Genomic DNA, 13,629 nt, shown 5'->3' on the forward strand with positions numbered 1-13,629 from the left:
ACGCCATCGCGAGCAGGCTCACTCCTACATTTGAAACGCGTTCCCCCTGTAGGAGTGAGCCTGCTCGCGATGGGGCCCTCGAATCCGCTAAAGAGACTCAACTTGCCGGAGCCCTCCATGTCGCTGCCAACCCCCCTGACCATCGAATCCGGCCTGCAAGCCGAACAAGACTTGTTGGCCTCGATCTGCGCAGGCGACGCCGAGTTCGGCCTGCTGTTCTGGCAACCCACCGATCGCGCGTTGGTCATGCCGCGCCGCCTCAATCGTCTCCCTGAATTCGACCACGCCTGCGAAGTCTCCGCCGCCGCCGGTTGGCCGGTATTGTTGCGCGAAACTGGCGGTGAGCCGGTGCCGCAATCCGCTTCAACCATCAATATTGCCTTGGTGTATGCGCCGCCGCGCAGCGAAGGCGACTTGAATCGCATCGAAACCGGCTACCGCCGTCTGTGCGATCCGATCTGTCAGTTACTGGATGAATTGGGCGGCACCTCGTCGGTGGGTGAAGTCGACGGCGCCTTTTGCGACGGTCGTTTCAACGTCAATCTGGATGGGCGCAAGATGGTCGGCACCGCCCAGCGCTGGCGCCAGAGTCAGGGCGGGCAGCGCCCGGTCGGGCTGGTGCACGGTGCGATGTTGATCGATGACGAGCGCCAGGCAATGGTCGCAGCGGTCAATCGCTTCAATGAGGCCTGCGGTCTGGAGCAGCGAGTGAGGGCTGAAAGCCACATCGCCCTGCATGAGAAATTCAACGCGCCACAGGCCTTGGCGCGTCTGGATGAATTGTTTCGCTTGATGCTGGCGCGGATCTACAGCGCTTAGCGTGTCCCGTAGACCACCATGGTCTTGCCTTTCACATCGACCAGGTTACGTTCCTCAAGATCCTTGAGCACGCGACCGACCATCTCTCGCGAACAACCGACAATTCGGCCGATTTCCTGACGGGTCACTTTGATCTGCATGCCGTCCGGGTGAGTCATGGCGTCCGGCTGTTTGCACAGTTCCAGCAGACAGCGAGCGACTCGACCGGTGACGTCGAAGAACGCCAGATCACCGACCTTGCGCGTGGTGTTGCGCAGGCGCTGTGCGATTTGTCCGCTGAGGACGTAAAGAATGTCCGGATCCTGCTGCGACAGTTCGCGGAACTTGGTGTAACTGATTTCCGCCGTTTCGCATTCGACCTTGGCCCGTACCCAGGCACTGCGTTGTTGTTCCTGGCCCGCCTGTTCGAACAGGCCCAGCTCACCGAAGAAATCACCGGCGTTCAGGTACGCAATGATCATTTCGCGGCCATCGTCGTCTTCGATCAGGATGGTGACCGAGCCCTTGATAATGAAGTACAGCGTATCGGAGCGGTCACCGGCACAGATAATGTTGCTCTTGGCCGCATGGCGACGGCGCTGGCAATGCATCAACAGCTTGTCGAGATTCTTGATTTTGGATGTAGGGGTAATAGCAACCATGGTTGTATCCCGAAAAAACTGCACGGTGATGTTTGATTTTTTTATGAGGCGCCGTAGGCGGTCTTGACGCTGACTGATGGACGCGCCAGCGAATTGGCGCCAGCTTACCAGACACTTCGTCGGAAATTCGAGAAATTACCTACAGCTTAGAGGTAGCGGTCCTAGGACGTCGGTCGCTGTCAGGCCAAACCGCTGTGCTAAGCTGGCGACCCTTTTTTTACAGTGGAGTCTGGGCGATGAAGGCACGCATCCAATGGGCTGGCGAAGCCATGTTCCTCGGCGAATCCGGTAGCGGTCATGTCGTGGTGATGGATGGTCCGCCGGACGCCGGTGGCCGTAACCTGGGGGTTCGTCCGATGGAAATGCTGTTGCTGGGTGTCGGTGGCTGCAGCAACTTCGACGTGGTCAGCATTCTGAAGAAGTCCCGCCAAGCCGTTGAAAGCTGTGAAGCCTTCCTCGAAGCCGAGCGTGCGACTGAAGATCCGAAGGTGTTTACCAGGATCCACATGCACTTTGTGGTCAAGGGCCGTGGTCTGAAAGAAGCTCAGGTCAAACGCGCCATCGAGCTGTCCGCCGAGAAGTATTGCTCGGCCTCGATCATGCTCGGCGCGGCTGGCGTGGCGATCACCCACGACTACGAAATCGTCGAACTCGGTTGATCCGACATTCAACTATCATAAAAGCAGTGCAGACTCTGGCGATCCCCCGCTGACGTCTGCATAATGCGCCACTTTTTTCAGGGCAGTGATCGGTCAGCCGACGGGTCATTCGCCTGAACAGATAACCAAAATCGCCATCGCGAAGAGGTGTTAACCGTCCTACGCAGGTGCGTTGTTCGCATTTGACGGGCATGCTTGATCACGCGGCCGCGCCGCATACATAGAGAGTTTTTAACGGTGAAAAGCAAACTCAAGCTCCACGGGTTCAATAACCTGACAAAGACCTTGAGCTTCAACATCTATGACATCTGCTACGCGGAAACCCCGCAAGACCAGCAGGCCTACGTCGAGTACATCAATCAAGAGTACAACGCGAAACGCCTGACGCAGATTCTCACAGAAGTTGTCGAGATCATTGGTGCCAACATCCTGAACATCGCCAGTCAGGACTATGAACCCCAGGGCGCCAGCGTCACGATTCTGATTTCGGAAGAGCCGGTAACCCCGACCGAAAGCCAGATCGAAGAATCGCCGGGCCCGTTGCCCGAAATTATCCTGGCCCACCTCGACAAGAGCCACATCACGGTGCACACCTACCCGGAAATTCATCCGGACGACGGTATCGCAACCTTCCGTGTGGATATCGACGTGTCGACCTGTGGTGTCATTTCACCGCTCAAGGCGCTCAACTTCCTCATTCACCAGTTCGATTCGGACATCGTGACCGTGGATTACCGTGTGCGCGGCTTTACCCGTGACGTTGAAGGCAACAAGCACTTCATCGACCACGAGATCAACTCGATCCAGAACTACCTGTCCGAAGACACCCGCGACGCGTACCAGATGACCGACGTGAACGTGTACCAGGAAAACTTGTTCCACACCAAAATGCTGCTGAAGAACTTCGAATTGGATAACTACCTGTTCGGCGACGCCACCAGCAATCTGTCCTCTGAGCAGCGTGCTCAGGTAACTGATCGTGTGAAACACGAAATGCTCGAAATCTTCTACGCGCGCAACATGCCGACTTAAGATTCCAGGCACAAAAAAGGCGACTCCCTCACGGCAGTCGCCTTTTTTATTGCTCGAACACAGCCCCCTGTAGGAGCGAGCCTGCTCGCGAAGAGGCCATTTACAGCAATCGAGGTCTCAGATCCGATAAGTACTCTTGGTCATCACCTTCGCCAACAAACTCATCCCGAATTTCACCGGCGCCGGAAAACGAAAACCGCCTGCGTCCAGCGCACTTTCCGCATGATGTTCTTCATCGATGCGCATCTGCTCCAGAATCGCCCGGGACTTCTCATCCTCGGCGGGCAATTGCTCCAGATGTTCATTCAGGTGCTTGCACACCTGATGCTCGGTCGCCGCGACAAAACCCAGACTGACCTTGTCGCTGATCAATCCGGCCACGGCGCCAATCCCGAACGACATGCCGTAAAAAAGCGGATTCAGGACACTGGTATGGCTGCCCAACTGATGGATGCGCTGTTCGCACCAGACCAGATGATCGATTTCTTCTTCGGCCGCATGTTCCATGGCCTCGCGCACCTGAGGCAGCTTGGCGGTCAGCGCCTGTCCCTGGTACAGCGCCTGGGCACAGACTTCACCGGTATGGTTGATGCGCATCAGGCCAGCGACGTGACGGGTGTCTTCATCGCTCATCGGCGTGTCCGGCTGCAGGATGGCGGGCGACGGGCGGTACGGCTGGCCGCTGAAGGGCAACAGGGTGCGCATCGCGGCATCGGCTTGCAGCAGAAGACGGTCAATGGGCGAGTAGTGACGTTGAGTAGTCATGCTGACCTCCGGGAAATATCTCGGTGGCCAGTTTAACCGAATCGGCCGACGAGGGTTTGCGTTGGGTCATTGGCCGCGGTGTCATGCTTTTTTGTGGGAGCGAGCTTGCTCGCGAAAGCGGAGTGTCAGGCAATGGAGGTTTCGAATCTGCCGACGCCTTCGCGAGCAAGCTCGCTCCCACAGTTTTGCCGTGAATCAGCCCGGCGGCCAGTTCATCTGGCGCTGACCCAGCACGTGCATATGAATGTGATAGACGGTCTGTCCACCAAGTTCATTGCAGTTCATCACCACGCGGAAGCCTTCCTCGCAGCCCAGCTCCAGCGCGAGACGCTGCGCCGTGAACAGGATGTGCCCGGCCAATGCCTTGTCGTCTTCGGTCAGGTCATTAAGCGTACGCACCGGCTTCTTCGGGATCACCAGGAAATGCACCGGTGCCTGCGGGGCAATATCGTGGAAGGCCAGAACCTGGTCGTCCTCGTAAATGATGTTGGCCGGGATTTCCCGGTTGATGATCTTGGTGAACAGAGTATCCACTGCTGTTTTCTCCGTTGTTTGGACTGGCTTGAGTGTACCCACGGGAGATCAACCCTCCCAGTGTTTTGCTGTAGGGCGATTCAGCGCGGGCAGTAAGACTTGTTAGCCATGCCGGCGAGGGTCCGATTGAGCCAGCGCGAGCCGAATCGCGAGACGAAGGCGACCCAACGATTGCGTCGACCCGGGATAATGATTGCGCGGTTTTTGTCGAGGGCGCGTACGGTATACAGCGCGACTTCTTCGGGACTCATCAGTTTGTGGCTGTCGTTGAGTTTGTCGCTGTCCATTTGCGCCGTGCGGAAAAAGGCTGTGCGTGTCGGACCCGCGCAGAGCACCGAAACCTTGACCGCGCACTTTTTCAACTCGATCCGCAGGGCTTCGGAAAAGTGCAGCACATAGGCCTTGCTGGCGTGATAGGTGCTCATCCACGGCCCCGGATTGAACGCCGCCATTGAGGCGACATTGAGAATCTGCCCGCCTCCTTGCAGTGCCATGCTGTTGCCGATCGCATGGCACAGGCGGGTGAGGGCGAGAATGTTCACTTCGATCAGGTCCTGCTCGGTCATCCAGTCCTGCGCCAGAAAAGGTCCGCAGGTGCCGATACCGGCACAATTGACCAACAGATCGATCTGCCGGTCGCCTTCCTCCAGTTCCAGCAGGAACCCGGACAAACGCAAGGGCTCGCCCAGATCGCAGGCGCGAAACAGTACCTCGACGTCGAAGCGCTGGGTCAGTTCGATGGCAATACTTTCCAGCTGATCACGCTGTCGTGCCACCAGAATCAGGCTGCGGCCACGCCGGGCCAGCGCTTCGGCCATGGCCAGGCCGATGCCGCTGGAAGCGCCAGTGATCAGAGCGTAACGGGTCATGCAATTCTCCATCGCAACAGCTCCGCGCCGACGACGCGTGTGTCACGGCGGGGAGCGCTGTTCATTCTTTCGCAGAGTCTACAGGGGCCTGCGCCGCTTCGGCTGCATCGTCGGCGGAATTCACCGGCGGTTCGACTTCGATCTCGATTTCATCAGTGCTCACCGCGCCACTGTCATAGCTGCTTTCCAGGCTGCTTTCGTATTCCTCCTGAACGGCCGAGAAGCCACCGAGTATTCCGCCGGCAAAGATCAGTGCGAAAAACACAATCCACAACGAACACAGCACTTTTACCGCCGTGCTGTTGGGTGGAGGTGGCGGGCCATAGCGGTTGGCGCCGGTATTGCCCGGGACGACCATGATGACCAGCGGAAAGAAGCTACCCACGAACGGCACCAGGTTCAACAGCCAGAGCCAGCCCGACCAGCCGATATCGTGCAGACGTTGGACGCTGAACAGAATGCTGACGATCAGGAAGCCGATAAACAGGAAGCACGCGAGAATCGCGCCGACAATCAGCCCGGTGGTCGAGTCGCCGCTGACCAGCCCGAGGGCCAGCAGGGCGAACACGCCGACGATGGGCAAGGTCACCAGGCTCAGGACCATGGTCCAGGCAAGAAAGCGCAGGCGTCCGATCCGGCCTTCGACACTCAATGGCTTGAGCGTCGCGAATTCAGGAAGGCGTTCACCGACGCTGGCGCGCGGTGGTGCATAAGGTGAGTCCGGTTCGGCCACGGCGGCGGTGTTTTCGTGAACATCCGCCAGGTTCAGTTCAATGGCTGTTTGCGTTTCGATCCGCGCATCGATCCCGGTTTTGCTCAGCGCTTGCAGATAGGTCTGGGCGTCGCTGTGGGACAGGTCACGCTTGAGGGCGACCGTACGGCCATTGAACAGGCGCTCGATGGCGGTGACATCGGTTTTGAACAGATCGGCCAGATTGAGCTTGGCGGTAGCGAGGTCGACACCGGGCTGTAAAGCTCCGTCGAATACGATCTTGTAGCGGGGTTCGCTCATGGCCGGGGCATCCTTGTCGCGAGTAGATTCAAAGGGAGTCAGTGTAAGGCCGATCCAGGCAATCGGCCTGGCAGGGTTAACGTGGCCAGCGTTGCGGCAATTGCGCTGCGCGTTCCTGCGCCTGACGGTACTCGGCATCAAGGCGAGCGATCAATTGATCCACGTTTGGCAGATCACTTATCTGCCCGACGCCTTGGCCAGCCGACCATACGGTCTTCCAGGCTTTGGCTTCGTCGTTGATCGGTTTGAGCTTGTCGCCGAAATTCACTTCGCCCTTGCCTTGCAGCGCGGCCATGTCGAACCCGGCGGCCTCCAGGCTCTGGCGCATGAAACTGGCCGGAACCCCTGACACCGCCGGAGTATGAATGATGTCCGCCGCCTTGGCTGTCAGCAGCATTTCTTTATAGGCGTCAGGCGCGTGGCTTTCGCGGGTGCCGATAAAGCGTGTACCGAAGTAGGCCAAATCTGCGCCGAGCAGTTGCGCGGCGAGAATCTCGTGGCCGTGGTTCAAACATCCGGCAAGCAATAAGGTCTTGTCGAAGAATTCACGGATTTCGGCAATCAGTGCGAACGGGCTCCAGGTGCCGGCATGGCCGCCAGCGCCGGCGGCGACCGCGATCAAACCATCGACACCGGCCTCGGCGGCTTTCTCGGCGTGCCGGCGCGTGGTCACATCGTGGAACACCAGGCCACCGTAGCTATGAACTGCATCGACCAGCTCTTTCACCGCACCGAGGCTGGTAATCACGATCGGTGCCCGGTGCTCGACGCAGATGTCCAGATCCGCCTGCAAGCGCGGGTTGCTGTTGTGCACGATCAGGTTCACGGCGTAAGGGGCCGGATTGTCCAGCGTCGCCAGCCCCGCCTCGATCTGTTCCAGCCATGCCTTGAAACCGCTGCTTTCGCGTTGGTTCAGCGCCGGAAAGCTGCCGACCACGCCGTTACGGCAGCAGGCGAGTACCAGCTCGGGATTGGAAATCAGGAACATCGGCGCGGCCACCACAGGCAAACGCAGACGTTGTTCGAGCAGAGCGGGCAGCGACATGATGGACACCCCAGAGATCTGTACGTATTGAAGTTAGAACGGCTTGACCACGACCAGAATTACGATAGCCAGCAATAACAGAACCGGCACTTCATTGAACCAGCGATAAAAGACATGGCTGCGGGTGTTCTCGCCACGGGCGAAACGTTTTACCTGCGCACCACACATGTGGTGGTAGCCGATCAGCAAGACGACGAGAGTCAGCTTGGCGTGAATCCAGCCGCCCTGGCTGAAAATGCTCGGGTTCAGGTAGATCAGCCAGCCACCGAAGATCAGCGTGGCGATCATCGCCGGCCCCATGATCGCGCGATACAGTTTGCGCTCCATGATGCTGAAGCGTTCCTTACTGATCGAGTCTTCGCTTTGTGCGTGGTAAACGAACAGTCGCGGCAGGTAGAACAGCCCTGCAAACCAACATACGACGCTGACGATATGAAACGCTTTGAGCCATAGATAGAGCATTTTTGGTTATTCCCTCATTCACGGTAGCCAGATAGTAGAGGCTTGAGCGTCCGCGCGTCACCTTGACGGTTGTCGCAGCCGCGCGCGGCCCCTATTATCGACGGCTTTCCAGTGGGTTCGTTGAGGGCAGGTTTATGGTCAAGGTCGGTATTGTCGGCGGCACGGGTTACACCGGTGTCGAACTGCTGCGTCTGTTGGCACAACATCCGCAGGCAGAGGTGGTGGTCATCACTTCCCGATCCGAGGCCGGTCTGGCCGTGGCTGACATGTACCCGAACCTGCGCGGCCACTATGACGGTCTGGCCTTCAGCGTGCCGGACATCAAGACCCTGGGCGCTTGCGATGTGGTGTTCTTCGCTACACCGCATGGCGTCGCTCATGCTCTGGCCGGTGAACTGTTGGCAGCGGGCACCAAGGTGATCGACCTGTCAGCCGATTTCCGCCTGCAAGACGCCGAAGAGTGGGCCAAGTGGTACGGCCAGCCGCATGGCGCGCCGGAACTGCTGGATGAAGCTGTTTATGGTCTGCCGGAAGTCAATCGCGAACAGATTCGCCAAGCGCGCCTGATCGCTGTTCCGGGTTGCTATCCAACCGCTACGCAATTGGGCTTCCTGCCTTTGCTCGAGGCTGGTCTGGCGGATACTTCGCGTTTGATCGCCGACTGCAAATCCGGCGTCAGCGGTGCCGGTCGCGGTGCGGCTGTAGGTTCGTTGTACTCCGAGACGTCGGAAAGCATGAAGGCCTACGCGGTGAAAGGTCACCGTCACCTGCCGGAAATTCGCCAAGGCTTGCGTCGTGCGGCGGGTAAAGACGTAGGGCTGACCTTCGTGCCACACCTGACGCCAATGATTCGTGGCATTCACTCCACGCTCTACGCAACCGTCACCGATCGTTCGGTGGACCTGCAGGCGCTGTTTGAAAAACGTTATGCCAACGAACCGTTCGTCGACGTAATGCCGGCGGGCAGCCACCCGGAAACCCGGAGTGTGCGTGGCGCCAACGTCTGCCGTATTGCCGTGCATCGGCCGCAGGATGGCGATCTGGTAGTGGTGCTTTCGGTGATCGACAATCTGGTCAAGGGCGCCTCGGGGCAGGCGGTGCAGAACATGAACATCCTGTTCGGGCTGGACGAGCGCTTTGGTCTGTCCCACGCCGGAATGCTGCCTTAAAAGCAGCGACAAGCTTCAAGCCACAAGCTACAAGTTGTCCGCTGCAAGCTTGAAGCTCACCGCTTGAAGCTTGCAGCTGCTTTTCTAATAGTTGACCGATTTTCTAGGACAAGCGGATAATGCGCGTCATCACGCATTATGGCGGCGTAACGCCGGGAGATAGTCAGCATGAGCGTCGAATCCTTCACCCCCACGGCTTTGCAATTCACTCAAGGTGCTGCGCACAAGGTGAAGAGCCTGGTCGATGAAGAGGGGAATGATCGCTTGAAGCTGCGCGTATTCGTTACGGGCGGCGGTTGTTCAGGGTTTCAGTACGGTTTTACCTTCGATGAAGACGTGGCCGATGACGACACTATCGTCGAACGAGAAGGCGTAAGTCTGGTGGTCGACCCGATGAGCTTCCAGTACCTGGCCGGTGCCGAGGTGGATTATCAGGAAGGTCTGGAGGGTTCGCGCTTCGTGATCAAGAACCCGAATGCCACCACGACGTGTGGGTGCGGGTCGTCATTCTCGATCTGAACGCATTCCACTGCAGATAACAAAACGCCGCAGAGCCTTACGGTTCTGCGGCGTTTTTGTGTCTGGCAATTATGCCGGGTAGATGGCGCCGAGTACGCGCAGGCCGCGAGCGCCGGTGACGCTTGGTCGATTAGCGGCAATGCCTTCGAGGCAGCAATGGGCGAGCCAGGCAAAGGCCATGGCTTCGACCCAGTCAGGATCAACGCCGTGGGTGGCCGTGCTGGCGACTTTGGTATTGGGCAGTAGCTGCCCCAGACGCGTCATCAGTGTGGCGTTATGCGCGCCGCCGCCACAGACCAGCAGTTCCTGTGTGTCCGACTGAGCACTCTGCAGCGACTCGACAATGGTCAGCGCAGTCAGCTCGAGCAGCGTAGCCTGAACGTCTTCGGCCGAAAACATCGGCAGGCGCGAGAGATGGCGTTCCAGCCAAGGCAGATTGAAGACTTCACGGCCAGTACTCTTCGGGCCCGTGGTAACGAAGAACGGGTCGCTGAGCAGTGCCTTGAGCAGGATTGGCTGAGCGGTGCCTGTCGCAGCCCATTGCCCGTCCCGGTCATAATTTTCGCCGCGGTTCTGGTGAATCCAGGCATCCATCAGAACATTTCCCGGGCCGCAGTCGAAACCGGCTACAGGTTTGTTCGGCTCAATCAGGCTGAGATTGCTGAAACCGCCGACATTCAAGACTGCCTGGTTGCCGCTACGCTCTTCAAACAAGGCTTCATGAAAGGCTGGGACCAGGGGGGCGCCTTGACCGCCCGCCGCGACATCGCGGCTGCGAAAGTCACTGACGACGGTAATACCGGTCAACTCTGTCAGCAGGGCCGGATTGCCGATCTGCACGGTGAAACCGCGCGCCGGCTCATGGCGAATGGTCTGGCCGTGACTGCCAATAGCGCGGATAGCTTCGGGTTGGAGCTGTTGCTGAGCGAGCAGGCAATGAATACCTGAAGCGGCGAGCTCGACCCAGTGTTGCTGGGCAATAGCCGAGCGGGCGATCTCGTCGGGGCCGCTGGCGCACAAGCCAAGCAGCTCGGCGCGCAGGGAATCGGGCATTGGCAGGTAATGAGTGGCGATCAGTTTGATCGCCGAGGTCTGCTCGATCAGGGCAATGTCCAGCCCGTCGAGACTGGTTCCGGACATTACGCCGATATACAGGGCCATGGCTTAGCGCTTGCTCGAAGCCAGCAGAGTGGCCTTCTCTTGGTCCATGCGCGCCATCAACGGCTGGCTCTGCGCCAGGAAGCGCGCTCGTTCCGACTTGGCGATTGGATCGGCCATCGGCAGCTTCTGCCCCAGCGGATCGACGTGAACGCCGTTGACCTGGAACTCGTAATGCAGATGCGGGCCGGTGGACAGGCCCGTAGTACCGATGTAGCCAATGACTTGACCTTGCTTGACGGTACCGCCGGTTTTCACGCCTTTGGCGAAACCCTGCATGTGGCCGTAGAGCGTGCGATAAGTGTTGCCGTGCTGAATGATCACAGTGTTGCCGTAACCACCACGACGGCCGGCCAACAGCACTTTTCCGTCACCGGCAGCCTTGATCGGCGTGCCCCGTGGCGCTGCGTAATCGACGCCTTTGTGGGCGCGGATCTTGTTCAGGATCGGGTGTTTGCGGCCCATGGAGAACTTCGAGCTGATGCGGGCGAAGTCAACCGGCGTACGGATGAAGGCCTTGCGCATGCTGTTGCCATCGGCAGTGTAATAGCTGCTGTTGCCTTGTTTATTGGTATAGCGAACGGCGGTGTAGGTCTTGCCGCGGTTGGTGAAGCGAGCGGACAGGATCGGGCCGGTGCCGACAGCCTTGCCGTTGATGACTTTCTGCTCGTAGATCACATCGAATTCGTCACCCTGACGAATGTCCTGAGCGAAGTCGACGTCGTAGCCGAAGACGCTGGCCATATCCATCGTCAGGCTGTGAGAGAGGCCGGCGCGCGCAGCGGACTGCGACAGCGAGCTGTTGATGACGCCGTGGACGTAAGCGGTGCGAACAGTTGGCTTGGCGGTGACACGGTTGAACGAATAACCCTTGTCGTTCTTTGTCAGAGTGAGGGTTTCAACGTCGCTGACTTTGCTGTGCAGGCTGGTCAACTGGCCTTCAGGGCTCAGTTCGAATTCGAGTTTCTGACCGCGCTTGAGCTGGCTGAACTGCTTGGCCTGCTTATCGCTTGCCAGCACTTCATGGACGGACGCCGCTGGCAGACCGACCTTTTCAAACAGGGTGGACAGCGTATCGCCTTTGGAAACGACTACTTCGCGATGGCCTGGCTCTTTCGGCTTTTCTGCAAGCGCAGCAGGCGCCGGCGCGGTTTCAGCGGTTTGCGCGGCGTTTTCGTCGCTGTTTTCGATTTGTGCGAACGGTGACGTTGCGGGCTCGTTTGTGGCTTGAGCTGCGTCTGCAGCGTCTTGGTCTTGTGTCAGTTGTTCAGCAGGACTTTCCAGCTCGAGACTCAGAGTCGTCTTTTTGGCTTCGACATCGCTAGAGGGAAACACCAGCAGCGCCAGGCTGAGAAGGGCGGCAATTCCACTTGCGGCAAGCAGGTGGGTCTTCGGGTAAAGCGGAGGCGCTTTAGACGGTTCTGTGGTCATAGGTAATTTTGACTTTGAAAAAAGATGAATTGGAAAAGATGAATGACATGATGAAGATGAAATAACTGTATAAAATATAACCAAATCATCTCTGAAGCAAGTCTACAGACCTCCTGTCTGTGGATTGGTGTCCGCGCGCCGGGCAAAACTTGTAATTGGTGCGCGATCTTGTATGGTTGGGTCCCTTTGAATCTGAGCCTTGCGGGTCTGTTATGAAGTCGGTTGAAGAGCAGCTAGCGCTGATTAAACGTGGTGCGGAAGAACTATTGGTCGAGTCCGAGCTGATCGAGAAGCTCAAGCGCGGCCAGCCGCTGCGTATCAAGGCTGGTTTCGATCCAACCGCGCCGGATCTGCACCTGGGGCATACCGTGCTTATTAATAAGCTGCGCCAGTTCCAGGAGCTTGGGCATCAGGTTATCTTCCTTATAGGTGACTTCACCGGGATGATCGGCGATCCGAGTGGCAAAAGCGCCACGCGTCCTCCGTTGACTCGCGAGCAGGTGCTCGAAAACGCCGAGACCTACAAGACCCAGGTGTTCAAGATTCTTGATCCGGCGAAAACCGAAGTTGCGTTCAATTCGACCTGGATGGACCAGATGGGGCCGGCGGACTTCATTCGCCTGACTTCGCAGTACACCGTCGCGCGCATGCTGGAGCGCGATGACTTCGACAAGCGTTACACCACCAATCAGCCCATCGCTATCCATGAGTTCCTCTATCCGCTGGTGCAGGGTTATGACTCGGTCGCGCTGCGTGCAGATGTCGAGTTGGGTGGTACCGATCAGAAATTCAATCTGCTGATGGGGCGTGAGCTTCAGCGTGGTTATGGTCAAGAGGCTCAGTGCATTCTGACCATGCCGTTGCTTGAAGGGTTGGATGGCGTCAAAAAGATGTCCAAATCCTTGGGTAACTACGTCGGTATTCAGGAAGCTCCGGGCGTCATGTACAGCAAGCTGGTTTCGATTCCGGATGCGCTGATGTGGCGTTACTTCGAATTGCTCAGCTTCCGCTCGATGGAAGAGATCAATGCGTTCCGGGCTGACGTTGAGGCGGGTGCCAATCCCCGTGACATCAAAATCAAGCTGGCTGAAGAGATCGTTGCCCGTTTCCATGGCGAGGAGGCTGCGGCCAACGCTCACCGTGGTGCAGGTAACCGGATGAAGGATGGCGAGCTGCCGGATGACTTGCCAGAGATCGAGTTGGCTTCGGCTGAAGATATGCCGATTGCGGCTGTCCTTAATAAAGCAGGCCTGGTGAAGAACTCGGCAGCGGCACGTGATCTGCTGGCTGCGGGTGGTGTGCGTGTTGATGGTGAAGTGGTTGATCGCTCCTTTATATATGTACTGGGCGCGACTCATGTTTGCCAGGCTGGCAAGAAGGCTTTTGCCCGTATCACATTGAAATCCGAATAAAGTTGAAAATAGGGGTTGACGGCGAATTCTGGAAGTCTATAATTCGCCCCACTTCCGGCGCAGTCGAAACGGAAAACTCCTTGAGATTCAAAGAGTTACGCA

Annotated in this window: 15 protein-coding genes; 6 read left to right on the forward strand and 9 right to left on the reverse strand. The window is 58.0% G+C overall.

Annotated features, from left to right (window positions below; all coding sequences use genetic code 11):
* The first annotated feature begins 117 nt into the window (after positions 1–117).
* A complete protein-coding gene (locus tag HU743_RS14460; protein ID WP_186649367.1) occupies positions 118–819 on the forward strand; it encodes a lipoate--protein ligase family protein in 702 nt (233 codons plus the stop codon).
* On the opposite strand, the gene crp is transcribed toward HU743_RS14460, so the two are convergent.
* Positions 816–1,460, reverse strand: a complete 645-nt coding sequence (gene crp / locus HU743_RS14465) for a cAMP-activated global transcriptional regulator CRP (RefSeq protein ID WP_186550939.1) — start codon at positions 1,458–1,460, stop codon at positions 816–818. The genes HU743_RS14460 and crp overlap by 4 nt on opposite strands.
* A 236-nt stretch (positions 1,461–1,696) precedes the next feature.
* Between crp and HU743_RS14470 the strand changes: the two genes are divergently transcribed.
* Both HU743_RS14470 and speD read left to right on the forward strand, forming a co-directional pair.
* Positions 1,697–2,119, forward strand: a complete 423-nt coding sequence (locus HU743_RS14470) for an OsmC family protein (protein ID WP_186620984.1) — start codon at positions 1,697–1,699, stop codon at positions 2,117–2,119.
* 237 nt (positions 2,120–2,356) lie between these two features.
* Complete coding sequence (gene speD / locus HU743_RS14475; protein ID WP_034155105.1) at positions 2,357–3,151, forward strand: adenosylmethionine decarboxylase; 795 nt, start codon at positions 2,357–2,359, stop codon at positions 3,149–3,151.
* Between the two features lie 117 nt (positions 3,152–3,268).
* Here the strand turns inward: speD and coq7 are convergent, their stop codons facing one another.
* From coq7 to hemJ, 6 genes are all read right to left on the reverse strand, one after another.
* A complete protein-coding gene (coq7, locus tag HU743_RS14480; protein ID WP_186550940.1) occupies positions 3,269–3,916 on the reverse strand; it encodes a 2-polyprenyl-3-methyl-6-methoxy-1,4-benzoquinone monooxygenase in 648 nt (215 codons plus the stop codon).
* 195 nt (positions 3,917–4,111) lie between these two features.
* A complete protein-coding gene (locus HU743_RS14485) occupies positions 4,112–4,450 on the reverse strand; it encodes a histidine triad nucleotide-binding protein (protein ID WP_016772924.1) in 339 nt (112 codons plus the stop codon).
* Between the two features lie 80 nt (positions 4,451–4,530).
* A complete protein-coding gene (locus HU743_RS14490; protein WP_186637347.1) occupies positions 4,531–5,319 on the reverse strand; it encodes an SDR family oxidoreductase in 789 nt (262 codons plus the stop codon).
* Positions 5,320–5,380: 61 nt separating this feature from the next.
* Positions 5,381–6,331: a DUF805 domain-containing protein gene (locus tag HU743_RS14495; protein WP_186620982.1), complete on the reverse strand. Its 951-nt coding sequence runs from the start codon at positions 6,329–6,331 to the stop codon at positions 5,381–5,383.
* Between the two features lie 76 nt (positions 6,332–6,407).
* A complete protein-coding gene (locus HU743_RS14500; protein WP_186649368.1) occupies positions 6,408–7,376 on the reverse strand; it encodes a nitronate monooxygenase family protein in 969 nt (322 codons plus the stop codon).
* A 33-nt stretch (positions 7,377–7,409) separates the two neighbouring features.
* On the reverse strand, positions 7,410–7,838 hold the full coding sequence (hemJ, locus tag HU743_RS14505; protein WP_186649370.1) for a protoporphyrinogen oxidase HemJ: 429 nt from the start codon (positions 7,836–7,838) through the stop codon (positions 7,410–7,412).
* 134 nt (positions 7,839–7,972) lie between these two features.
* Between hemJ and argC the strand changes: the two genes are divergently transcribed.
* Entirely contained in the window at positions 7,973–9,007 is a 1,035-nt protein-coding gene (gene argC, locus HU743_RS14510) for an N-acetyl-gamma-glutamyl-phosphate reductase (protein ID WP_186637356.1), read from the forward strand.
* Between the two features lie 168 nt (positions 9,008–9,175).
* Positions 9,176–9,526 (forward strand): iron-sulfur cluster insertion protein ErpA, encoded by a 351-nt coding sequence (gene erpA / locus HU743_RS14515; RefSeq protein WP_007918905.1) that lies wholly within the window; start codon positions 9,176–9,178, stop codon positions 9,524–9,526.
* A gap of 69 nt (positions 9,527–9,595) precedes the next feature.
* On the opposite strand, the gene HU743_RS14520 is transcribed toward erpA, so the two are convergent.
* Complete coding sequence (locus tag HU743_RS14520; protein WP_186649372.1) at positions 9,596–10,687, reverse strand: anhydro-N-acetylmuramic acid kinase; 1,092 nt, start codon at positions 10,685–10,687, stop codon at positions 9,596–9,598.
* A 3-nt stretch (positions 10,688–10,690) separates the two neighbouring features.
* A complete protein-coding gene (locus tag HU743_RS14525; protein ID WP_186649374.1) occupies positions 10,691–12,115 on the reverse strand; it encodes a peptidoglycan DD-metalloendopeptidase family protein in 1,425 nt (474 codons plus the stop codon).
* Positions 12,116–12,327: 212 nt separating this feature from the next.
* Between HU743_RS14525 and tyrS the strand changes: the two genes are divergently transcribed.
* Positions 12,328–13,527, forward strand: a complete 1,200-nt coding sequence (gene tyrS / locus HU743_RS14530; protein ID WP_186649381.1) for a tyrosine--tRNA ligase — start codon at positions 12,328–12,330, stop codon at positions 13,525–13,527.
* The last annotated feature ends 102 nt before the right edge of the window (positions 13,528–13,629 follow it).

Source organism: Pseudomonas sp. SWRI99 (assembly GCF_014270125.1).
Classification (GTDB): Bacteria; Pseudomonadota; Gammaproteobacteria; order Pseudomonadales; family Pseudomonadaceae; genus Aquipseudomonas; species Aquipseudomonas hamedanensis.